Source organism: Polynucleobacter sp. 73C-SIWE (assembly GCF_018882465.1).
In the GTDB taxonomy this organism is placed as follows: Bacteria; Pseudomonadota; Gammaproteobacteria; order Burkholderiales; family Burkholderiaceae; genus Polynucleobacter.
In genome coordinates, this window is sequence record NZ_JACVOK010000001.1 from 290,499 (window position 1) to 315,731 (window position 25,233).

31 protein-coding genes and 1 pseudogene are annotated in these 25,233 nt (G+C 43.8%); 12 read left to right on the forward strand and 20 right to left on the reverse strand.

What is annotated here, in order from left to right; genetic code table 11:
• Nucleotides 1–94: 94 nt before the first annotated feature.
• The 3 genes and pseudogenes from ICN17_RS01465 to ICN17_RS01475 all read left to right on the forward strand — a co-directional run.
• Nucleotides 95–1,201 (forward strand): annotated as a pseudogene (locus ICN17_RS01465) (DegT/DnrJ/EryC1/StrS family aminotransferase); the annotation flags it as partial.
• Nucleotides 1,198–2,007, forward strand: coding sequence for a transketolase (locus ICN17_RS01470; RefSeq protein WP_370625931.1), 810 nt, complete (start codon nucleotides 1,198–1,200; stop codon nucleotides 2,005–2,007). The pseudogene ICN17_RS01465 and the gene ICN17_RS01470, both read left to right, overlap by 4 nt.
• Nucleotides 2,000–2,887, forward strand: a complete 888-nt coding sequence (locus ICN17_RS01475) for a transketolase family protein (RefSeq protein ID WP_216235855.1) — start codon at nucleotides 2,000–2,002, stop codon at nucleotides 2,885–2,887. Before ICN17_RS01470 ends, ICN17_RS01475 begins: the two co-directional genes overlap by 8 nt.
• 13 nt (nucleotides 2,888–2,900) lie before the next feature.
• On the opposite strand, the gene ICN17_RS01480 is transcribed toward ICN17_RS01475, so the two are convergent.
• The 8 genes from ICN17_RS01480 to ICN17_RS01515 form a co-directional block, all read right to left on the reverse strand.
• Nucleotides 2,901–3,677 carry a formyltransferase family protein gene (locus ICN17_RS01480; protein ID WP_216235856.1) on the reverse strand — a complete coding sequence of 259 codons (777 nt, stop codon included), beginning with the start codon at nucleotides 3,675–3,677 and terminating at the stop codon, nucleotides 2,901–2,903.
• A gap of 6 nt (nucleotides 3,678–3,683) precedes the next feature.
• Entirely contained in the window at nucleotides 3,684–4,772 is a 1,089-nt protein-coding gene (gene rfbG / locus ICN17_RS01485; RefSeq protein ID WP_216235857.1) for a CDP-glucose 4,6-dehydratase, read from the reverse strand.
• Entirely contained in the window at nucleotides 4,769–5,545 is a 777-nt protein-coding gene (gene rfbF / locus ICN17_RS01490; RefSeq protein ID WP_216235858.1) for a glucose-1-phosphate cytidylyltransferase, read from the reverse strand. The genes rfbG and rfbF overlap by 4 nt, the downstream gene beginning before the upstream one ends.
• A gap of 42 nt (nucleotides 5,546–5,587) precedes the next feature.
• Nucleotides 5,588–6,880, reverse strand: coding sequence for an oligosaccharide flippase family protein (locus tag ICN17_RS01495; RefSeq protein ID WP_216235859.1), 1,293 nt, complete (start codon nucleotides 6,878–6,880; stop codon nucleotides 5,588–5,590).
• 15 nt (nucleotides 6,881–6,895) lie between these two features.
• Nucleotides 6,896–7,849, reverse strand: coding sequence for a glycosyltransferase family 2 protein (locus ICN17_RS01500; protein ID WP_216235860.1), 954 nt, complete (start codon nucleotides 7,847–7,849; stop codon nucleotides 6,896–6,898).
• On the reverse strand, nucleotides 7,842–8,822 hold the full coding sequence (locus tag ICN17_RS01505) for a GDP-L-fucose synthase (RefSeq protein WP_216235861.1): 981 nt from the start codon (nucleotides 8,820–8,822) through the stop codon (nucleotides 7,842–7,844). Before ICN17_RS01505 ends, ICN17_RS01500 begins: the two co-directional genes overlap by 8 nt.
• Before the next feature lie 30 nt (nucleotides 8,823–8,852).
• Nucleotides 8,853–9,980 (reverse strand): GDP-mannose 4,6-dehydratase, encoded by a 1,128-nt coding sequence (gmd, locus tag ICN17_RS01510; RefSeq protein WP_216235863.1) that lies wholly within the window; start codon nucleotides 9,978–9,980, stop codon nucleotides 8,853–8,855.
• A gap of 63 nt (nucleotides 9,981–10,043) precedes the next feature.
• The gene (locus ICN17_RS01515; RefSeq protein WP_216235864.1) at nucleotides 10,044–11,543 is read right to left on the reverse strand and encodes a mannose-1-phosphate guanylyltransferase/mannose-6-phosphate isomerase; all 1,500 of its coding nucleotides are present in this window, start codon (nucleotides 11,541–11,543) and stop codon (nucleotides 10,044–10,046) included.
• A gap of 171 nt (nucleotides 11,544–11,714) precedes the next feature.
• Between ICN17_RS01515 and ICN17_RS01520 the strand changes: the two genes are divergently transcribed.
• Nucleotides 11,715–11,861: a hypothetical protein gene (locus ICN17_RS01520; protein ID WP_216235866.1), complete on the forward strand. Its 147-nt coding sequence runs from the start codon at nucleotides 11,715–11,717 to the stop codon at nucleotides 11,859–11,861.
• A gap of 10 nt (nucleotides 11,862–11,871) precedes the next feature.
• On the opposite strand, the gene ICN17_RS01525 is transcribed toward ICN17_RS01520, so the two are convergent.
• The 8 genes from ICN17_RS01525 to ICN17_RS01560 all read right to left on the reverse strand — a co-directional run bounded on the left by ICN17_RS01525 (nucleotide 11,872) and on the right by ICN17_RS01560 (nucleotide 16,536).
• Nucleotides 11,872–12,414 (reverse strand): HPP family protein, encoded by a 543-nt coding sequence (locus ICN17_RS01525; protein WP_255538235.1) that lies wholly within the window; start codon nucleotides 12,412–12,414, stop codon nucleotides 11,872–11,874.
• Nucleotides 12,415–12,562: 148 nt separating this feature from the next.
• Nucleotides 12,563–12,841 (reverse strand): high-potential iron-sulfur protein, encoded by a 279-nt coding sequence (locus ICN17_RS01530; RefSeq protein ID WP_216235869.1) that lies wholly within the window; start codon nucleotides 12,839–12,841, stop codon nucleotides 12,563–12,565.
• A 159-nt stretch (nucleotides 12,842–13,000) separates the two neighbouring features.
• A complete protein-coding gene (locus ICN17_RS01535) occupies nucleotides 13,001–13,237 on the reverse strand; it encodes a hypothetical protein (protein ID WP_216235871.1) in 237 nt (78 codons plus the stop codon).
• A gap of 13 nt (nucleotides 13,238–13,250) precedes the next feature.
• Complete coding sequence (gene folE / locus ICN17_RS01540) at nucleotides 13,251–14,048, reverse strand: GTP cyclohydrolase I (RefSeq protein WP_216235873.1); 798 nt, start codon at nucleotides 14,046–14,048, stop codon at nucleotides 13,251–13,253.
• 47 nt (nucleotides 14,049–14,095) lie between these two features.
• Nucleotides 14,096–14,467, reverse strand: a complete 372-nt coding sequence (locus ICN17_RS01545) for an MAPEG family protein (RefSeq protein WP_216235875.1) — start codon at nucleotides 14,465–14,467, stop codon at nucleotides 14,096–14,098.
• Nucleotides 14,464–15,105, reverse strand: a complete 642-nt coding sequence (plsY, locus tag ICN17_RS01550; RefSeq protein ID WP_216235877.1) for a glycerol-3-phosphate 1-O-acyltransferase PlsY — start codon at nucleotides 15,103–15,105, stop codon at nucleotides 14,464–14,466. The genes ICN17_RS01545 and plsY overlap by 4 nt, the downstream gene beginning before the upstream one ends.
• Before the next feature lie 17 nt (nucleotides 15,106–15,122).
• Nucleotides 15,123–16,058 carry a site-specific tyrosine recombinase XerD gene (gene xerD / locus ICN17_RS01555; RefSeq protein WP_216235879.1) on the reverse strand — a complete coding sequence of 312 codons (936 nt, stop codon included), beginning with the start codon at nucleotides 16,056–16,058 and terminating at the stop codon, nucleotides 15,123–15,125.
• Complete coding sequence (locus tag ICN17_RS01560) at nucleotides 16,051–16,536, reverse strand: YajQ family cyclic di-GMP-binding protein (RefSeq protein WP_087908995.1); 486 nt, start codon at nucleotides 16,534–16,536, stop codon at nucleotides 16,051–16,053. The genes xerD and ICN17_RS01560 overlap by 8 nt, the downstream gene beginning before the upstream one ends.
• Before the next feature lie 98 nt (nucleotides 16,537–16,634).
• Between ICN17_RS01560 and murB the strand changes: the two genes are divergently transcribed.
• Nucleotides 16,635–17,672 carry a UDP-N-acetylmuramate dehydrogenase gene (gene murB / locus ICN17_RS01565; protein WP_216235881.1) on the forward strand — a complete coding sequence of 346 codons (1,038 nt, stop codon included), beginning with the start codon at nucleotides 16,635–16,637 and terminating at the stop codon, nucleotides 17,670–17,672.
• A 4-nt stretch (nucleotides 17,673–17,676) separates the two neighbouring features.
• Here the strand turns inward: murB and ICN17_RS01570 are convergent, their stop codons facing one another.
• The 3 genes from ICN17_RS01570 to xseA are packed head-to-tail and all read right to left on the reverse strand — an operon-like array spanning nucleotide 17,677 to nucleotide 19,451.
• Nucleotides 17,677–17,940: a Txe/YoeB family addiction module toxin gene (locus ICN17_RS01570; protein ID WP_216235883.1), complete on the reverse strand. Its 264-nt coding sequence runs from the start codon at nucleotides 17,938–17,940 to the stop codon at nucleotides 17,677–17,679.
• Nucleotides 17,937–18,179: a type II toxin-antitoxin system Phd/YefM family antitoxin gene (locus tag ICN17_RS01575; protein WP_216235885.1), complete on the reverse strand. Its 243-nt coding sequence runs from the start codon at nucleotides 18,177–18,179 to the stop codon at nucleotides 17,937–17,939. The genes ICN17_RS01570 and ICN17_RS01575 overlap by 4 nt, the downstream gene beginning before the upstream one ends.
• A gap of 54 nt (nucleotides 18,180–18,233) precedes the next feature.
• Nucleotides 18,234–19,451, reverse strand: a complete 1,218-nt coding sequence (gene xseA / locus ICN17_RS01580; protein ID WP_216235886.1) for an exodeoxyribonuclease VII large subunit — start codon at nucleotides 19,449–19,451, stop codon at nucleotides 18,234–18,236.
• 314 nt (nucleotides 19,452–19,765) lie between these two features.
• Here xseA and ICN17_RS01585 point away from each other — a divergent pair, with 314 nt between their 5' ends.
• From ICN17_RS01585 to ICN17_RS01615, 7 genes are all read left to right on the forward strand, one after another.
• Entirely contained in the window at nucleotides 19,766–20,392 is a 627-nt protein-coding gene (locus ICN17_RS01585; protein WP_216235887.1) for a MotA/TolQ/ExbB proton channel family protein, read from the forward strand.
• Nucleotides 20,392–20,859, forward strand: a complete 468-nt coding sequence (locus ICN17_RS01590; RefSeq protein WP_216235888.1) for a biopolymer transporter ExbD — start codon at nucleotides 20,392–20,394, stop codon at nucleotides 20,857–20,859. Before ICN17_RS01585 ends, ICN17_RS01590 begins: the two co-directional genes overlap by 1 nt.
• A 23-nt stretch (nucleotides 20,860–20,882) precedes the next feature.
• Nucleotides 20,883–21,968 (forward strand): tetraacyldisaccharide 4'-kinase, encoded by a 1,086-nt coding sequence (gene lpxK, locus ICN17_RS01595; protein ID WP_216235889.1) that lies wholly within the window; start codon nucleotides 20,883–20,885, stop codon nucleotides 21,966–21,968.
• Nucleotides 21,969–22,015: 47 nt separating this feature from the next.
• Nucleotides 22,016–22,195, forward strand: a complete 180-nt coding sequence (locus tag ICN17_RS01600; RefSeq protein WP_216235890.1) for a Trm112 family protein — start codon at nucleotides 22,016–22,018, stop codon at nucleotides 22,193–22,195.
• Between the two features lie 23 nt (nucleotides 22,196–22,218).
• Nucleotides 22,219–22,986 (forward strand): 3-deoxy-manno-octulosonate cytidylyltransferase, encoded by a 768-nt coding sequence (gene kdsB / locus ICN17_RS01605; RefSeq protein ID WP_216235891.1) that lies wholly within the window; start codon nucleotides 22,219–22,221, stop codon nucleotides 22,984–22,986.
• A 107-nt stretch (nucleotides 22,987–23,093) separates the two neighbouring features.
• Nucleotides 23,094–23,759 carry an adenylate kinase gene (gene adk / locus ICN17_RS01610; RefSeq protein WP_216235892.1) on the forward strand — a complete coding sequence of 222 codons (666 nt, stop codon included), beginning with the start codon at nucleotides 23,094–23,096 and terminating at the stop codon, nucleotides 23,757–23,759.
• Between the two features lie 10 nt (nucleotides 23,760–23,769).
• On the forward strand, nucleotides 23,770–24,741 hold the full coding sequence (locus ICN17_RS01615) for a GDP-mannose 4,6-dehydratase (protein ID WP_216235893.1): 972 nt from the start codon (nucleotides 23,770–23,772) through the stop codon (nucleotides 24,739–24,741).
• A gap of 20 nt (nucleotides 24,742–24,761) precedes the next feature.
• Here the strand turns inward: ICN17_RS01615 and nrdR are convergent, their stop codons facing one another.
• Nucleotides 24,762–25,208 (reverse strand): transcriptional regulator NrdR, encoded by a 447-nt coding sequence (gene nrdR / locus ICN17_RS01620; protein WP_087908982.1) that lies wholly within the window; start codon nucleotides 25,206–25,208, stop codon nucleotides 24,762–24,764.
• Between the last annotated feature and the right edge of the window lie 25 nt (nucleotides 25,209–25,233).

A 25,233-nucleotide genomic window follows, 5' to 3' on the forward strand; every position in this document is an offset into this window, starting at 1 on the left:
GAAAAATCATCACTTATATATGGCGTGTGGATTTGTAATGGATTCCAATACTATAGGCTCGATGCTGGTATATCAACCCCATCATCAGAATATAGGCCAGTCCCTAATACTTACAGCTGGTCCATCAATTTCAGCCAAAGAATCGGTATATGCTTTTGATGCTGCACAGCATGGCTGGAATAGCAATTGGTCAAAGTACCTAACAGCGTTTGAAAGGCGATTTGCAGAATATGTAGGCGTTAAGTATGCTCTGGCTACATCTAGCTGCACTGGCGCCCTACAAATAGCATTAATGTCCCTAGGAATTAGCCAGGGTGACGAGGTAATTGTTCCAGATCAAACATGGGTTGCAACAGCAAATGCTGTTAGATATGTTGGGGCCACACCAATTTTCGCTGATATCGAACTTGATACTTGGAATATTGATATTGAATCTATTGAGAAATTAGTTACAAAAAATACAAAAGCAATTATTCCAGTTCACATGTATGGGCATCCAGCGCGCATGACACGAATTATGGAGTTTGCTAAAAAACATAATTTAAAAGTAGTAGAAGATGCTGCTCCAGCGATAGGGGCAGAATGGGAAGGGCAACGTTGTGGTTCCTTCGGTGATTTTGCCGCATTTAGCTTTCAAGGCGCCAAACTCATGGTGACTGGCGAAGGTGGCATGCTAGTCACCAACGATGATGCCCTATATGCCAAGGCTCTTAAAATTTGGGATCAAGGTAGAAATCCTTCTCGGGCTTTCTGGATCGATGCAGATGGGGTCAAATTTAAAATGTCAAATGTTCAGGCAGCAATAGGTCTTGGGCAACTTGAGCGCGTCGATGAGTTGATTGAAATGAAAAGGCGTCTATTTTCTTGGTATCAAGAAGGTCTTCAAAATACCCCCTTTATTAGCCTAAATAAGGAAGTGGAGGGGGCGCATAGTATTTATTGGATGAGCAGCCTTAGATTAGACGAAAATGCCCCAATAAATAGAGACACATTAATGACAGAGCTTAAAAAAGCAAATATTGATAGCAGGCCCGTCTTCCCAGCAATTAGCCAATATCCAATTTGGGATCGCCGCCAAGAACCCCAACCAACCGCTCTCCGAGTAGGTGCTCAGGCGATGAATTTACCAAGTGGAGTTTGCCTAAGGAAAGATGAGGTCATGTATGTTGCAGCGACTATACATAGAATCCTGAAATCGTGAATTCGGCCGCAGACATAATTGAGCTAGCAAGAAGGATCAGGGTTAATGCCCTAAAAATGGTTCATCGCGCCAAAGCCTCACACATTGCTAGCGCTTTATCAATGTGCGATATCTTGGCCGTTTTGTATGGCACCGTCATGAATTTAGATTCAAGAAATCCATCACTTGAGTCAAGAGATCGCTTCATTTTAAGTAAAGGACATGGCTGTGTTGCTGTTTACTCAACACTTGCTGAACTAGGCTACTTCCCTAAAATCGACCTTGAAACGTATGGTCAAGATTTTTCCTGGCTCATGAATCATATTAGTCATCACGTTCCAGGTGTTGAATTCTCCACAGGCTCCCTGGGACATGGTCTTCCTTTTGGAGCTGGGAAAGCATTAGCTTGCAAGACAGAAAATCAAAATTGGAGAACATTCGTACTGCTTGGGGATGGTGAAATGAATGAAGGATCCAATTGGGAGGCTCTCATGTTTGCCTCTCATCACAATCTCAACAAACTCACTATTATTATTGACTACAATAATTTGCAAAGCCTTGATACCATTGCAAATACTTTAGAGCTTGAGCCTCTACCAAGTAAACTGGATGCTTTTGGTTGGGATGTGCAATGCATCGATGGTCATGATCATGATCAAATACTCACTGCTTTGAGTAGTACGCACCCCACTAAGCCTACGGCAATTATCGCCAAAACTACCAAAGGAAAAGGTGTAAGCTTCATGGAGAATTCGGTTGCATGGCACTATAAAAACCCCAATGACGAGCAACTACAAATAGCCTTGGCAGAACTTAACGATGCGTAATGCGTTTATCGATGAACTAGTAACGGCGGCCCGAAACAATAAAAAAATTGCGCTTGTTGTCGGGGACCTGGGGTATAGAGTTGTAGAACCATTCGCAACCGAATTCCCAAATCGATTTTTTAATTCTGGGATTGCCGAGCAAAATATGATGGGGCTTTCTGCTGGACTTGCATCAGAGGGATACCATGTATTCGTGTACTCCATTGCTAATTTTCCGACATTTAGGTGCGCCGAACAAATTCGTAATGATGTGGACTATCACAAACTTCCCGTTACTGTTGTCAGTGTTGGCGGGGGTCTTGCATATGGCAACCTAGGCTACTCCCATCATGCCGTTCAGGATTACGCTTTAATTAGAACGATGCCTAATATGCTCATTGCATCCCCGGGTGACCCAATGGAAGTAAGGGCATGTATGCGCTTCTTAATTAATAATCCACAACCCTCCTATTTGAGGATTGGAAAAGCTGGGGAGGCATGTATTCACAAAGAAATTCCCAATATAAATCCGGGCGAATGGTTGCTCACAACCAAAAATAGCGGCGATCAAAATTTGACTCTTCTGTGCACGGGAGCTACGTTGGCATTAGGAAAAATATGGATTGAATCTAATCCAGAATTCTCTAAGCACCAGCTATATTCCCTACCCTTATGGGGAATGAATTATAAAGATAAGCAACCCCCTCAAATCTCGCAAACTAGCAAGGTGGTGACGCTTGAGGATCACTTAATCGATGGGGGTTTTGGGAGTTGGATGCTGGAAGCTACCGCACACTTACCGCACCTTTTACCAAAAATTGAAATTAAAGCATTGGACTCAAAAGTATGCGGAATGGTTGGGAGTCAAGGCACTCTTAATGCTATAGGCGGCCTAAACTAAACTCAGATAAACTCTATTGATCAAATTTTGATGATTTAGATAAACCAAGTTTTAGGAAAATTTTTTCATCTCCGTCTCTGAGATAAGCAAAACCCCTTGACCCAAAAGTCCGGGCTCTAAGAAGATTAATTAAATCTTTTGCCCGATACATTCCCTCTGGATCAATTAAATCAAGCTCCTCAATTTCTTTTTTAGCATGGTAAATTGCCTTTGACTCATCCTGTGATGAAGGAATAATTTCTCCCTTTTTGATTTTCCCCCAATTTACTTTGAATAAGTCAACAATTTCAGTCTGTAAGCGATCGTAAATATCCTTTGCGGTTTCCGTGCTGAGAATTTGAATTTCTTTTTGCGCCCAAATGGCACCAGTATCCGCGCCATCTTCAATGCGATGTATGGTTACACCAGCCTTACTTCCATCAATAAGGCTATGTACATGAGGAAACCATCCCCTGTTAATAGGGAGTAATGCTGGATGAAAATTGACCGTAACCGATGCTGAATTAAAAATTTTTGGGCCAAGCAACCAAGGCCAATAAACACAAATAATCGCATCAAATTTTTGCTGCTTAAACCAATTAATATGGGAGTCTTGCTTCACAATATCTGATCCAATAAAGATATTATCTGGACTGATATTCAGGGCACCAATAATACTGTTGTCATTAACCGGATTCTCACCAGTTAAATAAAGTGCGCACACTTCATCCTGCTGTTGAGAGGCAATAAACTTTGCCACCTCAAGGCCAGGAAAATGATTAGCAAATAATGCAATTTTAAATGGTGTCATGATGATTTACTGTGTGTTATCTGTATTTAATAATTGATAATTTGAAATTTGCTCCAGCGTGATGAACTTCAAATCCGAGCCATCGAGGAAGAATTTATTCCAATCGCAAATCCATTTTAAAGACAAATCTATGCTTAGCATTGGTTGCCATCCCAGCAAATTCTTTGCCTTGGAAATATCCAACTTCAATAATCCAGCCTCATGAGGATGTCCGGCTTTGTCTTCTAATGCGATACTGGACTTAGATCCCGAAATATTAATTAGTTTATTTGCAATCTCCAGAACAGATATACAGTCTGCTTGCTCAGGGCCAAAATTCCAAGCCTCTGAAAATTTTTGTCCCTCACTGTATAAATTTTCAGCGAGCACTAAATAGCCATATAATGGCTCTAATACATGCTGCCATGGCCTTATGGCGCTAGGATTCCTAAGTAGAACTGCAGCCCCAGCATTAACTGCATTGAGAATATCGGGTATTAATCGATCCCTTGACCAATCGCCCCCACCAATTACATTCCCCGCTCGAGCAGAGGCAATACCAACATGATGATGTTGGTATTCAGATGGATTAAAGTACGACGATCTATAGGCTGCCGTCACCAATTCCGCACATCCTTTGCTACTGCTATAAGGATCGCGCCCACCCATTGCTTCATTTTCTCGATAAGGCCATACCCACTCTTGATTCTCATAGCACTTATCAGTTGTGACAACTACAACCGACCTAACGCTCGCAGTACCGCGAATTGCCTCAAGCACATTAACAGTGCCCATTACGTTAGTCGAATAGGTTTCAATTGGGTTTTCGTAGGAATGTCGCACAAGGGGTTGCGCCGCCAAATGCAGGACAATTTCAGGTTGAAATTGCTTCATTACATTCCGTAAATTATCTAAATCCCTTATATCACCAATTACCGAGGTCATTTTCTCGGCCACATTAGCGCGCTCAAATAGACTTGGGTTAGTAGGCGGGCTTAATGCATATCCCTCAAGGTCAGCACCTAAACTCTGCAGCCAAAGAGAAAGCCAGCCCCCCTTAAAGCCCGTATGACCCGTCAAAAAAACTTTTTTGCCTTGCCAAAATTTTGGATTCATGACCAAATTTTCCAGGGGGCCTTACCACTTGCCCACAACTCTTCAAGATGATTCTTATCTCGCAAGGTATCCATTGGCTGCCAAAAGCCTTCATGCCTGTATGCCGCCAACTGTCCGGTAGCCGCCAACCTCTCTAGCGGCTGCCTCTCCCAAATCGTTGTATCGCCCTCAATTAAATCCAAGACTTTAGGTGATAAGATAAAGAAGCCGCCGTTAATTAATCCGTCCTCAGATACCGGCTTCTCTTTGAATGATCGAATTTTATGATCATCACCTATTTCCAGAACACCAAATCTAGCAGGGGGGTTTGTAGCGGTTAGGGTTGCTAAGGATCCGCTCTTTTTATGGAATTCAATCAATTGGGTAATGTCAATATTTCCAACACCATCGCCATAAGTAAAACAAAATGGTTGTCCATCGTCGAGATAACATCCAACTCGCTTTAATCTACCGCCTGTAAGCGTATCTTCGCCAGTATCTACAAGAGTTACCTTCCAGGGCTCGGCATACTGATGATGCACTTCCATCTTATTTTTAGTCATATCAAAAGTGACATCTGACATATGTAAAAAATAATTTGCAAAGTATTCTTTAATGACGTATCCGCGATAACCGCAACAGATAACAAAGTCATTTACACCGTGCGCGGAATACAGCTTCATGATGTGCCACAAGATTGGCTTACCTCCAATCTCAATCATGGGCTTTGGCTTCAAATGCGTTTCTTCAGTAATTCGAGTACCTAACCCGCCAGCTAAAATTACGGCCTTCATAGATTTATTCTCTTTTTAAATAAATTTCTAAATTGATACGGGTCAATTTGGCTTAATGTTTTTTGACAGAATGAGGTCTTTCCCCACTAAATACATCCCGATTAATAAAAGTATTATTCCACAACAAGCTATCGATATCACCACATTCATCAATTGATCATGCCAAAAATAAATTGCTAAAGCCTGAAGGGGAGAAATTATCAAAAATATCCAGGAGAATAAGGCTCGGCCATGCGCAATCAAATAGTGCTCTAAGACAATAATCAAAGCTAATGGCAACATTGCCATGCCGTACCAGCGCAATAAATCTCCAGCACCCATGTAAGCCTTTCCGTATACCAATGCAATAAGCACATCCCCAAAAAGAAAATAAATTATTGCCAAGATACCGCACATCAAAAGTGTAATCGCCAATGCAAGCCTAAGAAGATGTAAGGTACTTTTTTGACTTACCGCACCCTCAACTACCATTGGAAAAAGCGCAATTACTAAGCCGCTAGGAATATATAAAACCGCCTTCCCTAGAACTGATGCCGCTGCATACATACCAGCTTGCTCGGGCGTGTATAACCAATTTACCAAAATCATATCAAATTGGGTAAGCAGTGCAAATGCAATGCTCATTACTAAAATAGATGAACTTCCAAAATTAAAGTCTTTGGCGCTCATATCTCCTGAAATTGACTCGACATTTGCTTCTTTAAGCGCAGATTTCAGAAAGAACCAGCCCAACAATACGCTACATGCCGTGGCAACAGTTACCCCGAGTATCCCGCCAAAGACGCTCAATCCAGCTACAATAAAAGTAACACCAAATATTAACTTTCCAACTGAAAACAATATGTGTGTAACTGATTGAAGTCCAAAAAATTGAAGACCTTGAAGGAATGAATTATTGATGGCAAAGAATAAATTAATCGAAAAAAGTAACCCCAATAATAAAACTTCAGATCTAGCTACATTCTTGATATAAATTCCCAAGAAATCCTGCGCCACAAAAGCGGTAGCGATAGAGATTATTGAAAATAAAAAAAGATATTTTTGGATATGAGAATAGAAGTATCTCAAGCCACTTAACTGATCTAGAGCTCGCAAGACTGAAATCTTCTTAACCACGAGCATGTTTACAAAAACAAGTGGGGATCCCAGCAGCATATATAAAGCAATAATGGAGCTAAATAACGCAAACTCTCCGGGAGTTAATAATCGCCCAACCGCTATCTGGAATAGGTACCCAAATATACCCACAAATACATTTGAAACGGTGAGTAAAAAACCCCCGCGCACAAAGAGAGCAAGGCTCTTTGAAAAGAAAATTTTATTTAGAGGATACACGCGAAATTGACATAACTATTCATCAACTAAGTCAAAATTAATTTTTTCTCGTATCAAATACAAGGGCCTATTGATTACCTCTGTATGAATAGTCCCTACATATAGAGCCACCAATCCAATGGCCATCAATACGATACCCATTAAAAGAGTGTTTGCAACTACAAAAATGGCTAGTGGCGTATAAACCAATTTGGTCTTAAGCAGATAGTTACCAATCATCCATAGTAATAATAGCCCGCTACAGCCAGAAATCAGAAGGCCAAGATAACCAGTTAAACGTAATGGCCACAAAGAAAAAGCGGTTAGACTATTAATTGCAAGCTGCCACAGCTTAGAGTAAGAGTAGCCGGCTTCGCCACCGGTGCGAGCAGCTGCTGAGAATTCCACAAATTCTCGCCTAAATCCCATCCAATCCATAATTCCCCTAAACATACGTTCACGCTCTGTCGCCTGACAAAATGCGGTCACAACTTTTCGGTCATACAAGCGAAAATCTGTTGCTTTAGGGATAACCTCAAAAGAGGCACATTTATTCATCAGCCAGTAATATAAATCTGATCCCCATTTTCTAAAAAGCGGCTCGCGATCACTAGTAACGCGAATAGTAACTACCATTTCTGCTCCGCCTACCCACTTATCTATCAAGACGGGAATCAATTCTGGAGGATGCTGCAAATCTGCATCTATACAAATTACTGCATCAACATTTCTTGCCTCATAAGCCCCTGCGGTAAGAGCTATCTCTTTTCCAAAGTTTCTAGACAGATCTAAAACTTTAATTCTTGAATCTGTAGAGGCTAAATTTAGTAACACTTCATAGGAATTATCAGGGCTCCCATCATTCACAAAAATATATTCCCATGTGAATTCAGATAGCCGAGAAGTAACTAGATCAAGCCTTCGATATAAGACGGGGAGATTTTCTGCCTCCCTAAAGACAGGAATAACAATCGCAATCTTTTTAGGCACGTTGATTTCCCCGCAGAAATTCCTGGTAAGCGATCGCCAAACCCTCTACCAATGCAACCTTAGGTTGCCAGCCCATACGATTTAACCGAGATGAATCCATGAGCTTTTTTGGAGTGCCATCTGGCTTTGAAGGATCAAATAGTATTTCCCCTTGATAGCCAATAACTTTTGCAACAGTCTTAGCAAGATCGGTAATAGTGACATCACTGCCATAACCAACATTAATATGATTTTGCATGGGCTCAACTTGCTTGTCATAGCTTACCTTATTCAGCTCCATCACAAAAATAGAGGCAGCTGCCATGTCATCTACATATAAAAATTCACGCATTGGAGTACCAGTACCCCAAATAACTACTTCTGGCGCACCGCTTTCTTTAGCCTCATGAAATCTTCTAATTAATGCAGGAATGACATGACTATTTTCAGGGTGGTAATTATCGCCAGGGCCATATAAATTAGTAGGCATTACTGAGCGGTAGTCCACTCCATGAGATTGACCATACTGACGGTTATAGCTCTCGCACATTTTGATACCGGCAATCTTCGCAACTGCATATGGCTCATTAGTTGCTTCTAGCTTACCAGTCAATAAAGCATCTTCTGACATAGGCTGTGGCACCATCTTTGGGTAAATACAACTAGAACCTAAAAAGAGCAGTTTTTTTACACCACTGACAAAGGCTTGATGAATCACATTGTTCTGCACCATCAAGTTGTCATAAATAAATTCAGCTGGATAAGTATTATTTGCATGAATACCGCCCACTTTTGCAGCAGCTAAATAGACTTGATCAGGTTTCTCTTGTTCAAAAAAAGCTTTTACTGCGGCTTGATTAGTTAAGTCCAATTCAGAATGGGTTCGGGTAACGATATTAAGGTAGCCCTGTGCATTCAGATTACGAACAATAGCCGAGCCTACCATACCGCGATGGCCTGCTACATAAATCTTTTGATTTAAATCTGAGGGCATATGAAACGAATTCTTTTAATGAGCTGTCAATTAATTCTCTTTACCTACAGCGACAGAGTAACCATGCTTACTCAATAGCGCATGCTGTCTTGCTTTATCCAAGTCACTTGCCACCATCTCAACAATCATTTGATCAAGAGTAATTTCTGGAACCCAGCCCAGCTTTTCTTTCGCTTTAGTGGGATCACCCAAAAGAGTCTCTACTTCAGTAGGGCGGTAGTAACGCGGGTCAATTTGTACGATTACATCACCCACTTTTAAAGCCGGGGCTTTGTCACCCTCGATAGCAGCTACGATTGCTTTTTCATTTTCAGCGGCGCCCTCAAACTTGAGGGTGATACCTAATTGCTTAGCGCTACGGATAATAAATTCACGAACAGTGAACTGCACACCCGTCGCAATGACAAAATCTTCCGGCTTATCTTGTTGGAGCATCAACCATTGCATGCGGACATAGTCTTTTGCATGACCCCAGTCACGAAGTGCATCGATATTACCCATGAATAAACACTTCTCAAGTCCCTGAGCGATGTTTGCTAATCCACGAGTCACTTTGCGAGTAACAAAGGTTTCACCACGACGTTTAGATTCATGGTTAAAGAGGATGCCATTACAGGCATAAATACCGTAAGCCTCACGGTAGTTCACGGTAATCCAGTAAGCGTACATTTTGGCTACAGCATATGGACTTCTTGGATAAAAAGGGGTCGTTTCTTTTTGAGGAATCTCTTGTACGAGACCATAGAGTTCCGAGGTGGAAGCTTGGTAGAAGCGGGTTTTCTTTTCCAGACCCAAAATACGAATAGCCTCTAACATGCGCAGCGGACCTATAGCATCAACATCCGCAGTGTATTCAGGAGACTCGAAAGATACAGCTACATGTGATTGCGCACCTAAGTTATAGATCTCATCAGGCTGGGTTTGCTGAATGATGCGTACTAAGTTGCTGGTATCCGTTAAATCACCATAATGAAGAATTAAATCAGGGTGATTGATGTGCGGATCTTGATAAATGTGATCAATACGCTCCGTATTAAAAGAAGAGGCGCGGCGCTTAATGCCATGAACAATGTAGCCCTTTTCCAACAAGAACTCAGCCAGATAAGAACCATCCTGACCAGTGATACCAGTGATTAGCGCGACTTTTTGTTTGCTCATAATGAACTCTTTTGTATTGACTAAAGGATTGCTATAAATAAATGATGAATTTGATAGAGATTGCTAACTTCTACCGTAAGTATCTTCAAAACGCACGATATCGTCTTCGCCCAAATAACTTCCTGATTGCACTTCAATAATTTCTAAAGGGGTTTTACCGGGATTTGCTAGACGATGGGTTTGTCCTTGGGGAATATAGGTGCTTTGATTTTCACTGAGAAGCATTACTTGGTCACCATTGGTAATTTCAGCGGTGCCCTTGACCACAATCCAATGCTCTGCACGGTGATGATGCATTTGCAGTGAGAGGCTAGCTCCAGGTTTTACCTGAATACGTTTGACCTTAAAGCGCTCACCCTCATCGACACTGTCATACCAACCCCATGGACGCGCAACCTTGCGATGCAAGTTCTTCTCTTCACGCTTTTGAGTCTCTAGCTGACTAACAATGTTTTTAACATCTTGGCTATTCTTGCGGTCGGCCACTAGTACTGCATCCGCTGTCTCAACAATGATCAGGTTTTCTACACCTACTGCGCTTACTAAGCGACTACTTGCATGAATGAGTGAGTTCTTAGAATTACTCACTAATGCATCGCCACTCGTAACATTGCCTTGCGCATCTTGCTTGCCAACTTGCCACACTGCATCCCAAGCACCGAGATCATTCCAGCCGGCATCAAGCTCAACCATCTTGATAGGAAACTGAGTTACTCCGTTAGCGCCTGGGCACTTTTCAATGACGGCATAGTCAATAGACTCACTTGGAATGGCATTAAATAGATCTTTTGCAGGGCGAATGAAATCAGCATCCCCAGAAGTGTCCGTTGTTTTTGCTTGCCAAGCTTTTTCAGTGGCCACCAAAATATCAGGGCGATATTCTTTTAAGGCAGCCAACCAAACACTTGCCTTCACTACGAACATACCGCCATTCCAAAAATATCCGCCTTCAGCCAAATACTGCTGAGCAGTTGCTTCGTTTGGCTTTTCTACAAAGCGCTCTACTGTAAAACCTTGATTGGCAGCAGCCTCGCCTTGCACCTTGATGTAGCCATATCCTGTTTCTGGAGCAGTAGGCGTAATACCTAAAATGGCAATCGCACCTTCTTTTGCAATTTGGATACTACTTTGGAGTGCCTTGGTAAAAGCCGCCGGATTAGTCACGGTTTGATCTGCAGGCGTTACCACCAAAATTGGATCACTATTTTTATCTGTGCTCACTTGCTGCGCATAGAGCGCTGCCAAAGTTAATGCAGGAGCTGTATTTCTGCCAGAGGGTTCCAGCAATAAAGTGGCTTCTATCTTTTTAGAGCCACTCTTTAATTCTCGTAACTGATCAAGAGCCAAAAAACGATGCTCTTCGTTAGTAACGATCAGTGTTTTACCCAACTGAATCTCTTGATTAGCTACCGCATGAATACGACCAATTGCTTGCTGAAAGAGACTTTGGTTTGAACCGTCTCCTGAAAGTACTAAAAACTGTTTGGGAAATCCCGAACGGGAAAGCGGCCACAGACGAGTTCCAGACCCCCCACACAGAATTACGGGCAAAACTTGCGTCATAGACAAATAGCTAACCTTTTGAATGTATTGTGCAATTTTACGGTTTTATATCAATTAACCCTAGATTTTATCGCTTTAACGGTGGTCAAATGCTTATAAAATGGCCTTTGATAGCAAAAGCGCAATATAGCGCTCATTTTTTCCCAAAAACCCAATAAAAATGGAGTCAAAATGTCTGCAGCAAATACCCCAAAAATCAATGTCCGCAACTCTGTAATAGAGTGCGCCCAATCCCTGAAAAAAGAGAATGCCGGCAAATATCACAACTACGGTATTAAGGACTGCATTGTTTCAATTGCGGCTACCAAGGCAAAGTAACCCTCAATCTCTATCGGGGTCTATTGGGATAGGGTTTGCCAGTTAAATTGCTATAGATAACCCCGACTATGACAAGCAGGATTGAATCAATCATCACTGGAAAAAAAGCATAACGGTAATGGGTTACGTGACCCAAGATCACGATCAATGCAACTGCAGCAGCAGGCGGATGCAAACAGCGCAAGATAAACATTCCCAAAATCGATAAGCTAGCTGCAATTGGCATTGCGAGCAAAGGCTCCGGAATGAGTAAGAAAATACTAATACCTACTAAGGCTGAGACCGTATTGCCTGCGATGACAGCCCAAGGCTGCGCCATCGGACTGCCAGGTAATGCAAAAACTAATAGTGCACTTGCTCCCAAAGAAGCCATTAACCATTCATCAATACCAGTCAGCTCACCCAATAACTTGGCAATAATAAAAACCACCATTAAACCCACTAGCGCTCCAGCACATGATCGCAAGCGCTCACTCCAGGTAACCAAGGGCTGATCACCGCCAAAGTAAAACGAATAGCGTTTGAACCAAGACTCAATAGTGCGTTTCATCATCACCTAGCTCAATGAGCTTACAAATAAGATTATTCATCATACCGCCGAAAGAACCCGAGCAATAGACACTACAGGGGCAATAAAAAAGACTGCCGAAGCAGTCTTTTTCAATTAAGCAATTATTCGCTCAATACATTACTAAGCAAACTTAAGCCTTCTTAGCCCAAGCAGAGCACCAGCCCTTGCCCGCAACTTGCTTACCAGCAAACAATGAGCAACCGCCAGCAGCAGAGTCAGCTTTGCCTTGGTAGAGTGCGCAATTATTGCAATTCTTGCCAGCGACTTTAGAGACTGCGACATACTGAAGGGCCTTGGCTTGTGGATCAGTTTCAGCAACCATTGCTTGAGCTTGAACTTTACCGTTCAATGCCAAGGTGCAAGCACCAGCAGCGGACAAAATCATAAATTGGCGACGACTATTTTTCATGGATTCTCCAAAAAATAAAACAGCGAATAATATGCAAGCAATTTGCACCTATAAAACTAAACAGATCATAGTGGAGATGAATTTATGCTGCTAGCTAATGCGTAAGCCAATGATTTATATACAAATATTGTTGAGAATTATTCTCATACAGATTGGCATCTAACGCCAACCCTTTAGTTGCAAACAAGCAATGCGGCTCTTGAGATAAACACCGTCAGGAGTCTCGGGATACGCTTGTGCACAATCCTTGAAGTCATTCGTATAGTTTGTAGAATTATTTTTAGCGGGATCAGGATGAGCAGTTGGAAATCCACCGCATGCGACAAGCGTCAGACTAAGTAATAGAGAGCTACCAACCTGAATACCTGAAGTATTGAACTTATTAAGCACTTTCATGCAGAAAATGAAATTAACGTTTTTCCAGCAACGATAAAAACTCGCGGCGTAGATTAGGGTCTTTCAAAAATGCTCCGCGCATCACGCTATTGACCATTTTGGAATCACGATCCTTAACACCGCGCCACTGCATACAGAAGTGATCGGCATCCATCACAATAGCCACACCAATAGGCTTAATTTTTTTCTCGAGCATATCGGCTAACTCAACGACTGCTTCTTCCTGAATTTGTGGTCTACACATCACCCACTCTGTTAATCGAGCGTACTTCGATAACCCAATGAGTGCAGACTCCTTGCTGGGCAATACACCAATCCATACGCGCCCCATGATTGGACAAAGATGATGCGAACAAGCGCTCCTGATGGTGATGGGGCCAACAATCATCAACTCGTTTAGGCGACTGACGTTAGGAAACTTAGTAAGCGTAGGCTGCTCAACATAGCGCCCATTAAAGACCTCCCTTACAAACATCTTGGCTACTCGCTGGCTCGTATTTTTAGTGTTGTGATCGCTCTGTGTATCAATCACCAAGCTCTCCAGCACCCCCTGCATTTTTTCAGCAACCTCATCAACTAATCCCTCAAGCTCACCAGGCTGAATGAACGCCGCAATATTGTCATTGGCATGAAAGCGTGCTTTTTGGGCTTCAATACGACGACGAATAATCACAGATAGGGGAGTTCCTGCATCTGCATTTTTGCTAGTAACTTTCGCAGTTGCCGCTATTGCTTTAGTTGCAGTTTTTGCTGCAGTCTTAGTTACGGACTTAGTTGCTACTTTTTTAGTAGGTAATTTTTTATTTGGCATATTGTGTCTTATGTCTCGTGTTGTTTTAGTCGTTTTTAAAAGATGAATTAAATCTGTAAAAAGATACTCACTACACAAGCAATTCCAATCAGCCAAACAATCGATCTCGTGGTTGGCCAATTGGCAATATAGCAAACTAAATAAGCGATGCGGGCTACTACAAAGCCCAAGGCAAGCAGATCAATCCGTGTTTGAGGTGCATTACTGATGCTGGCAATAATCACTGCTGCAAAAAAGAGGGGGAGTGATTCAAAAAGATTGGCTTGAGCTGCATTTGCTCTGGCTCTAAATCCTGTTTGCTGAGCAAGCCATTGTCTTGGCATGCTGTTGTCATAGTTCTCAAAGCCTTTTTTGGCAATGCCAGTCGCTACATAAGGAAAGAGGCCCATAAAAAGAACGCAGGCATAAGCAATTGTCATAATGACTCCTTAGGAGTTTTTTTCGAACCAAGGCGACTCTCAGTACCATTCATGAGATTGCGAATATTGCTGCGGTGACGCCAGATGAGTAACAAACAAATCACCAAAAGGGAAATGCCCATAGGCTGAAACCCAAACAAAAATACAAAATAGATTGGACCAAAGATTGCGGCTGCTAAGGCCGCCAAAGAGGAGTAGCGTAAAAATACCGCAACGATAATCCAAGTACTCAGTGTGGCAATTCCTAAAATGACATTCACACCAAACAGAATTCCGCAGGCTGTAGCGACACCTTTGCCCCCTTTGAAGCCATGAAAGATGGGAAAGAGGTGCCCTAAAAATACGGCGAGCACAACGCCACATAAAACCCAAGAGCTCAGCGTCGAGGTTAAGGATTGATCACCTAAGATGATGCGCGCTAGCATCACTGCAAAGTAACCCTTTAGTGCATCACCAATAAGTGTGAGCGCTGCTGCTAATTTATTACCTGTGCGCAGCACATTCGTTGCCCCGGGGTTACCAGAGCCATAAGTATGGGGGTCGGGTAAGCGCATGCATTTACTCACGACTACCGCGAATGAAATGGAGCCGATGAGATAGGCAATGGGAATTAATAAGATATTGGGATGAAAGCTCATAACGCTATCTTAAACACTTATGAGCCACGAGGATGGTGCTGCTGATGAATCGATTTGAGGCGCTCTCTAGCCACATGGGTGTAGATCTGAGTGGTAGAGATATCGGCATGCCCTAAAAGTAGCTGCACTACCCTTAAATCAGCCCCATGATTGAGTAAATGAGTAGCAAATGCATGGCGTAATGTATGAGGTGATAAAGCTACTGAAATGTTGGCAAGGGTTGCATAGCGCTTAATTAAGGCCCAGAAAGCCTGCCTAGTTAATCCCGTACCGGTATGGCGCCCCACAAATACTGCATCAGTTGTTTTGCCTTCTAGCAATGGTGTTCTAGCATCAGCAAGGTATCTTCGTAACCACTGCCCTGCTTCGCCGCCAAAAGGCACGAGACGCTCTTTGCCACCCTTGCCATTAACTACGCGTACAACACCTTCATTTAACCCTAAGGCAACTGTTTTTAAAGAAACAATTTCTGAGACGCGCAGACCGCTGGCGTACATAAGCTCTAACATTGTGCGATCACGCAAGCCCAAAGGCGTCTCAATATCTGGCGCATTAAGTAATGCAGTCACTTGGTCTTCACTTAACGTTTTTGGAAAGCGCAGCGCCTGCTTTGCAGCACGCAAGCCAATACAAGGATCACTCTTGACTAAATTAATCCGCAAGGCATGACGATAAAAACGCTTGAAGACTGTTAGGCGTCGATTAGCAGTGGTGGCTTTATCAGCGCGACGATGCGCAATATATGCGGTGAGCTCTTTTTCTGTCACGCCATACAGATCAGAATTGTTATTTTTATAGAGCCACTGGGCTAGAAGCAATAGGTCTCTGCGATATGCGGCCAGGCTATTTTGTGCCAAGCCGTCTTCTAGCCAGCAAGCATCACAAAAGCGCTCAATAGCTTCCTGGCTTGCTGGAGCTATTGCAGCAGTTTCTTGGGTGGCTGCATTAGTCACGGAAATTATTAAAGCCCAATGGCGCTTCTGTTACTTCCTTTTTTAGTAGAGCCATCGTTTCTTGCAAATCATCGCGCTTGCCGCCAGTGACGCGCACCGCATCGCCTTGGATGCTGGCTTGCACCTTGACCTTACTATCTTTGATGATACGGACTACTTTTTTAGCAAGCTCTTGCGTAATCCCTTTTTGGATCTTCATAGTTTGCTTACGCTTATCACTACCGATAGTCTCTTTCTTATCATCCTTGAGATAACGCACGTCCACATTACGCTTGGCCATCTTGCCAAAGAGCACATCACGCACTTGACCTAATTTAAAGTCATCGTCACCGAACAAAATGAGTGTTTCATCTTTTTGCTCTACGCGGCTATCAGAGCCCTTAAAGTCAAAACGATTGCTAATCTCTTTATTGGACTGCTCAATCGCATTTTTTAGTTCCACCATATCGGGTTCGCAAACTACGTCAAATGAGGGCATCATTTACTCCTTCTCTATTTCTATAAACTATGGGGTGATTTCATTAGCATTCTGGCAATTATCTGCGGATTAGGCAGACATTCGAATAAGATTGTGGCATGAACTCCCCGCAACATGCGCCTGCACCAGCAAAATTGACTCCCAATTTGGGGCTAAAGGACCGGAATACCTTTGGCCTAGATGCAATAGCTGAGCTTGCCTACGAAATTGACTCTGCCGAGCAAATTCCGGGAGTAATGAGCCAAATTGCAAGTAAGAATCTGCCATGGCGGATCTTAGGGGGTGGCAGCAATGTAATTTTGCCCAAAGTTTTATCTGGAGCCACCTTACTGATCAACATCACTGGACAGGAAGTTACGGCCGCCGAAAATGAGGACACTCTGATTGCAGTTGGCGCAGGAGTCAATTGGCATGAGTTCGTTACCTGGACCTTGGAAAAGAATTTACCGGGCCTCGAAAACTTAGCGCTCATTCCGGGAACAGTTGGCGCTGCACCGATTCAGAACATCGGGGCATATGGTGTTGAAATTGCCAGCTACATTGATCACATCAAAGCATTTGATGTAGAAAAGCAAGCCTTTGTCACTCTGAGTAATTCAGAATGTCAATTTGCCTATCGCGATAGCTACTTCAAGCAAAATCCCCACTGCTTTATCGTGACAAAGGTCGTCTTTAGAATTCCCAAAACTTGGCAAGCCAAGGTTCATTACGCAGATTTAGCAAAACAGTTTGAGAACAATTCAAATCCTAGCCCGGAAGAAATTTTCCTAGCAGTATGCAAAATCCGTACACATAAATTGCCTGACCCCAAGGTGATTGGTAATGCCGGCAGCTTCTTTCAGAACCCCGTGATTCCCAATGAGCAATACGAAACCCTGCTCAAAAAATATGCAGGCTTGGTATCTTATTCAGATGTTCCTGGGAAACGTAAGCTGGCTGCAGGCTGGCTGATTGACCAATGCGGCTTCAAAGGACAACGTATGGGTGAAGTGGGTGTTTATGAAAACCAAGCCCTCGTTTTAGTCAATCATGGCAATGGCACTGCGCAAGACATTTTAGGTTTAGCCAAATGTATTCAGGACAAAGTGCGCAAAGAGTTTGGTGTGAGCCTAGAGATTGAGCCTAATATTTTTTAGGACGTCAATCATAGTGAGTCCACATTCGCAATATTCGTACCGTCTTTTCTTTTCGAAAGATTTCATACACTAGGCGATGTTGAATATTAATTCGCCGGGAATATGCACCCTTAAGATCTCCAACTAATTTCTCATAGGGCGGTGGATTTTGCAGTGGATCTAATTCCAGAATATCCAGTAAAGCCTGCGCTTTTTCTTTTAATCCAGCCGCAGATAATTTTTTTGCATCCTTTAAAGCGTATTTGGAAAATGCTAAGTTCCAAATCACCACTTCAATGCTCTTTTACTCTTGACAAGAGGCTCTGCCATAGCATCTTTGATTGACTCTCGCATACCAGGTATCGCCAAAAGGTATAGAGTCTCCTGAATTGCGCTCCAGTCCTCTTCTGAAATCAGCACAGCGTTAGCTCGCTTGCCAGAAATCATCACCGGCTTATGTGACTCAGCCGCCTGATCAATCAAACGATAGAGACCTGCCCTAGCTTCACTTGCGGTTAATGTTGCCATAAATCCCTCCATAACTAATAGTACGTAAAAACGTACGTTTTGTCAAGTGGAAATTTATGGCCTTTTACTCGTCACCTCGGCAAATATCACCTCTGCCTGACCTTCTGCTAATTGCACCTGATAGCCCTGCTCTGTATTGAGCTCAATTGGCTTGCGTACGGCATGCAGCTTTTCGTTCTCTTTACTTAAGATGACTGCATAGCCTCGCTCGAGTGTTCTTTGAGGATTGAGCATCTCTAACTGGGACTGATAGTGCGATTGATTGCGTTTCCAGTTTTCCATCCGTACTGACCACGCTTGATTTAAACGCAGTCGCCAACTAGTGATTTGCTCACGCATCCGATCTGGGTTTGGTAGTGCATGACCTAACCTTAAGGCTAGCTGATCTAAGGTTTGGGCTTCACGCTCTACGCGTTGATTGATACGCTGTAGTAAGGCTTGCTGAATGGCATCTAACTCTTGCAAGAGTTGATCTTTACGCGGAGCTGCTAGCTCTGCCGCGCCTGTTGGGGTTGGTGCTCGCAGGTCTGCAACAAAATCTGCAATCGTGAAATCAGTCTCATGCCCAACGCCGCTCACTACCGGAATACTGGAGTTAGCAATGGCATATGCAAGCTGCTCATCGTTAAAAGCCCAAAGATCTTCGATACTGCCACCACCTCTGACCAACAAAATCACATCAACGGCGTTTTCTTTTTCTGCCGCTTTCAGTGCCGAGATGATTCCGGCAGGTGCATCAGGTCCTTGTACTAAGGTTGGATAAATCACAATCGGAATATGTGGTGCACGTCTTGCTAAAGTTGAGAGCACATCTTTTAATGCCGCAGCTTGTGGCGAAGTGATGATGCCAATCGAGCGTGGGTGAGTTGGAATCTCGCGTTTGCGCTCTTCATCAAACAAACCTTCTTTGGCTAATTTGGCTTTGAGTTTTAAAAAGGCTTCATACAAACCACCCATGCCAGCACGACGCAAGGTTTGAATGGTGAGCTGAATATCACCTCTGGGGACATACATTCCTAAGTTGGCACTGACTTCTACTAAATCCCCGGACTGGGGTATGAATCCCACCTGGCCATTGCGACCTCGAAACATGACGCAGCGAATCTGCCCCTCTTCGTCTTTGAGCGAGAAATACCAATGCCCGCTGTCATAGGCCTTGAAGTTCGAAATCTCCCCGCTAACCCAAACAGTATCGAAACGGTCTTCCAAAGACGCTGCAATGGCGCGGTTTAGGTCGCCAACACTCAGAATTTCCCTTGACATTTCCGACATTTTTTCTCTTTATTCACAGGGCCGCCTGCCTTAGACGGCAATAAATATCCACAGAAGCCTATTCGCTCTTGGTCTAGTATCTAAAAGTAAGTAATTACTGACCCAAAACGTCTCATAAATCCAACAGATAACAATTAAGTCATTGATTAATATAGGTATTATTTCAAGGACCTAGAAATTCTTTGAGGCTAATTCCTACCCGTTTTACCATCAATCAAGGACTTAGAGCACCTTCCCAAAAAAGTTTTGCACAGAGTTATCCACAGGCTAGCTTTCTGAAAGGGGCTTTTTAATTCAGCTAAAGTACTGAGCTTATGTACTCAATCTTACTATCCGCTGGCTGGCCCATCTGGCCTCTTTTACTTATTTCGATTATTGGCTTAGCGATCGTATTGGAGCGTAGCTGGTATTTGCGGCAAATTCACATATTTCCAAAAGACTGTTTAGAGACAGCTTTTAGTCTTTGCAATCAAATGCTTAAAGACAATAAGCCCTCAGATGCTCAAATTAGCGCGCTAACCCAACTATCCCCAGCAAGTCCCTTGCTAGCCTGTGTTTTAAAAGAAAAGCTTAATGGCAGCAGTTCTGATGCAGCACTTGAAGAGCTCCAAGCGGTGGCCCAGATGACTTGGTTCAAATTGGATCGCTACCTAGGGATTCTGGCAACGATTGCCACCATCGCCCCCTTGCTAGGTTTATTTGGAACTGTCGTTGGCATGATCGAAATCTTTGGTAGCCAAGGAGCGATCAATGGCGCTGGTAGCCCACAACAACTAGCCCATGGAATTTCTGTTGCACTTTATAACACCGCGTTTGGATTGCTCATTGCCATTCCTGCACTGGCGGCATGGCGAGGATTGCGCGCTCTTGCAAATGAGCGTCAACGCGAATGTGAAGAGTTTACGCGCCAGCTATTTAAAAAACTCTATTCGCAATCGTAATGAGTTGGTTAAGCCTGCACTCGTCATCTAAGAGAAGTTTTTCTCTTGGAACCACTCCAGCTTCTGCTGAACCAGAAATCAACCTCATTCCCTTTATTGATGTTTTATTAGTAGTACTGATCTTTTTGATGATCTCCACTACCTTTACCCGCTATCAAGAATTAGCGATTACTTTACCAACTGCAAATGGTAGCGAAAGCCAGACAGACAATAAACAAGTTCACATCGCAGTAAGTCGTGATGGTCGCTTTGCTATCAATGGCAAGGTGACTGATCGTAGTGGGCTGAGTGGAGCCTTAATGCAACTAAGCAATCAAAGTACCAGCACAAAAGATGGTGTCAGTAATATTCAAGTCAATATTGATGCTGATGCCAGAGCACCGCATCAAGCTGTCATGAGCGCTCTAGAGGCTGCGCGTGATGCTAATCTATCGAATATTGTATTTAGCAGTCAAACCAAAAAGTAAGTCCAGGAAAAATTACCCTCATCATGGCGCGCTCTTTTTTTCGTAAAGCCCCTCAATTTTGGGAAAAGCGCGGGCCCACTGCTCTCCTGCTTTGGCCACTGTCTTGGGTTTACGGTTTGGTCTTGCGGATTCGCAAACTTATTCAAGATTTAGGCCTCATCAATCGTCAAGCTGCGCCAGTTCCCATCATCATTGTCGGCAATATTCGGGTAGGCGGTACTGGCAAGACGCCAATTGTGATTGCACTTGCGCAGCGCTTGGCACAACTGGGATGGCGGCCAGGCATTATCAGTCGCGGTTATGGATCTTCTACACAAACTCAACCCGTGCAAGTACGCAGCGATTCAGATCCGATGCAGGTGGGTGATGAACCCGTACTGATTGCAAAGCGTACACATGAAGAATTTCCGATTTGGGTATTTCCAAAACGTCAGCAAAGTATTAAGGCGCTACTCAAACAATCACCCGAAGTGAATGTCATCATCAGCGATGATGGCTTGCAACATAGTAGTCTATCCCGTTGGCCTGCACGAGAAGGTGGCCGCGATATTGAATTTGTAGTGCGCGATGGGCGTGGTGAAGGTAACGGCTTTTTATTACCAGCCGGGCCTTTGCGCGAACCTGCCAATCGGGCCCGTGATGCTACCTTACAGACCGAGTCTTCCAGCAGCAATAAAAGTGGTTTATCAGAAGAGTATTTTGAAGGCCGACGCACTTTTGCCTTAGTAGGCACTTTAGATGCGCCATATCAGCTTCATCACCCAGAAAATACTCAAACACTTGCGCAGATTTCTGAGCAGTACTTGCCGGATCAAATCAGTGCTGTGGCAGCGCTTGGCAATCCCCAGCGTTTTTTTGCTGCCCTCCAAAAACAAGGTGTCACAGGTAAATGGATCCCATTACCAGATCATGCAAGCTATACCCAGGACTTTTTTAATGGCATTCAGTCACAATGCATTTTGATCACCGAAAAAGATGCCGTGAAATGCGCTGCCATTAGCGATGAGCGCATTTGGGTAGTGCCAATGAGCTTAAATCTACCGAATGACTTGATAGACTGGGTGCAGTCAATCCTGCAAAGACCTGATCCCCATCGCTATAACCTGTAAAGCCGCTTTGGTGTTCAATTTATGAAAGCGCTAAACTGAGAACAATCATGGATAAACGTTTACTCGAAATTTTAGTATGCCCTTTATGCAAAAGCCCTTTGCATTTAGATGCTGCCAAGCATGAACTCATTTGCAAGGCTGATCGCTTGGCTTACCCCATTCGCGATGATGTGCCTGTCATGTTGGTAGATGAGGCGCGTGCTCTTAGCGCCGATGAAGCACTCTAAATAATTCATTCAATATCTTTTGCATGAGTACTCATCAATCTCCTGACTTTTTAGTTGTCATACCTGCAAGACTGGGGTCTACTAGATTGCCACGCAAACCACTTGCGGATATTGGCGGCAAGCCAATGGTGGTTCGGGTTGCAGAGCGTGCTAAGCAATCCCTTGCGCAGAGCGTCGTAGTTGCAACAGATTCACCAGAGATTGAGGCAGCTTGCGCTGCGCATCGTATTGATTGCTTGCTTACCAGCCCCGATCATCCTACCGGCACTGATCGTCTTGCTGAAGTTGCACAGTTACTTAAACTCCCAGCCAATGCCTTGATTGTGAATGTGCAAGGTGATGAACCCCTCATTCCACCAGAACTGATTAATCAAGTTGCCCAAACTTTGGCCAACAATGCTCAATGCGCCATCTCAACTATTGCAGTACCCATTAGCGATACATCTGAAATTGAAAACCCTAATGTTGTCAAAGTAGTGCTCAATCGCTCAGGAGAGGCCTTGTATTTTTCAAGAGCGCCAATTCCATTTGTCAGAGATGGACACAACACTCAAGCCACTCGGCATCTTCGCCATTTAGGCATTTATGCCTACCGAGCTGACTTTTTACAGGCCTATACCCGCTTAGAGCCCTCACCCCCAGAACAAGCAGAGGCTTTAGAGCAATTACGCGCCCTCTGGAACGGCTACCGAATTGCGGTTCATACGGCTTCAGAGGCCCCTCCAGCAGGTGTAGATACACCAGAGGACCTAGAGCGGGTCAGAAAACTATTGGGCAACACCCAGGCCTAAGAGGCTTTTGTTAAGCAGCCAGAGTTTCTCGGGGATAATCCTAGTCATTAGCTATCAAGCCTCCCAGCAAAATACGGGACAATGACAGCTCTTCTAAGGGGAAAAACATGCGGTTGATTCTGCTCGGTGCACCTGGTGCTGGTAAAGGCACACAAGCTCAGTTTATTTGCGAAAAATTTGCTATTCCACAAATTTCCACTGGCGACATGTTGCGCGCTGCGGTTAAAGCAGGAACAGAGCTCGGCATTGCTGCCAAAAAAATTATGGATGCTGGTGGCTTAGTATCAGATGACATCATCATTGGTTTAGTAAAAGATCGCTTAACTCAGCCTGATTGCAGCAAGGGTTATTTGTTTGATGGTTTCCCAAGAACGATCCCGCAAGCACAAGCTATGAAAGATGCTGGCGTGCCTATTGACTATGTTTTAGAAATCGATGTGCCATTTGATGCCATCATCGATCGCATGGGCGGACGTCGCGTTCACCCAGCTTCAGGTCGCACTTATCACATTAAATTCAACCCACCCAAAGTAGCAGGTAAAGATGATGTAACGGGTGATGATTTGATTCAGCGTGATGACGATAAAGAAGAAACTGTTCGTAAACGCCTACAGGTATATGACAACCAGACTCGCCCACTAGTTGAGTATTACTCCTCTTGGGCCAATCAGGCGAGCGCAAGCGACAAAGTAAAAGCCCCTGCATATCGTAAAGTCAGCGGTACCGGCAATGTCGATGACATTACTGCCTCAATCTTTGCAGCCTTAAAGTAAGTCCGCTCAATTGGCAGCCAAAAAAGCATTAATCATCGGCATTACCGGGCAAGATGGTGCTTACTTAGCAAAGCATCTCTTATCCAAAGGGTATGAAGTAACGGGCTCATCACGCGATGTAATGGCCTCTTCTTTTAACAATCTCAATACCGTTGGTATTCGCAATCAAGTTAAATTCATTTCTGTATCGATTAATGACTTTAGAAGCGTCTTTAATGCAATTCAGCAAGCCGACCCAGATGAGATCTATAACCTGGCAGGCCAAACCTCAGTAGGCCTCTCCTTTGATCAACCGGTTGAGGCGATTGAGAGTATTGCCATTGGTACGCTCAATATTTTGGAGGTCATTCGCCTTCTCAATAAGCCAGTACGTTTTTATAATGCTGGCTCAAGCGAGTGCTTTGGTGATACCGGAGATACTCCGGCCAATGAACAAACTCCATTTGCACCGCGAAGTCCTTATGCAGTCGCTAAATCTACTGCCAAGTGGCTTATTAATAGCTATCGCGAATCCTATGGTCTATTTGCTTGCACTGGGATCCTGTTTAACCATGAGTCACCTTTGCGCCCGGAACGTTTTGTAACGCAAAAAATTATTGCTGGCGCAGCTAAGATTAAAGCTAGTCAACTCGATAAGCTGCAATTAGGTAATTTAGATATCTCACGTGACTGGGGTTGGGCCCCTGAATACGTTGAGGCAATGTGGCTCATGATGCAACTGGACAAGCCAGATGACTTTGTCATTGCTACCGGCAGAAAAGAATCGCTGAAATATTTTGTTGCCAAGTCTTTTGAATACTTTAATTTAGATTGGCAAAAGTATGTTGAGATTGAACCCAGCTTCTTTCGTCCCAACGAAATCGTCTCAAGCGTTGGCAATCCCGAAAAAGCTCTCAAAGTATTGGGCTGGAAGAAGCCAACCGATATTGATGGGGTAATTCAAATGATGTGTGCTGAACAAGCCAAGAAATATCAGCACTAAAAAGCAGTGTAGCGCCTAAGCTACTTAAGCTCTTTGAGCGCGCTCTCAAAAGACTCGATATCTGCAAAGCTTCTATAGACTGAAGCAAAACGAATATAGGCCACTTTGTCTAAACGTTTGAGCTCACGCATTACCAACTCTCCTACGCGCTCGCTAGGGATTTCCTTCTCACCAAGACTGAGCAGTTTTTCTTCGATCCGAGCAATTGATTCATCTACAGAGTCTGATGAGACTGGGCGCTTTCTCAGAGCCAGTTTGATAGAGCCAGCCAGCTTATCGTGGCTGTACTCTACGCGACTGCCATTCTTCTTCACAATAGCCGGCAAGGCTAATTCGACACGCTCATAGGTTGTAAAGCGTTTATCACATTTGGCACAACGACGGCGCCGACGAATGGTATCGCCTTCATCCGATACCCGAGTATCGAGAACTTGGGTATCGTCGTTATGGCAAAAAGGGCAGCGCAATGTGGGCTCTTTTCTTTAGTGCTTT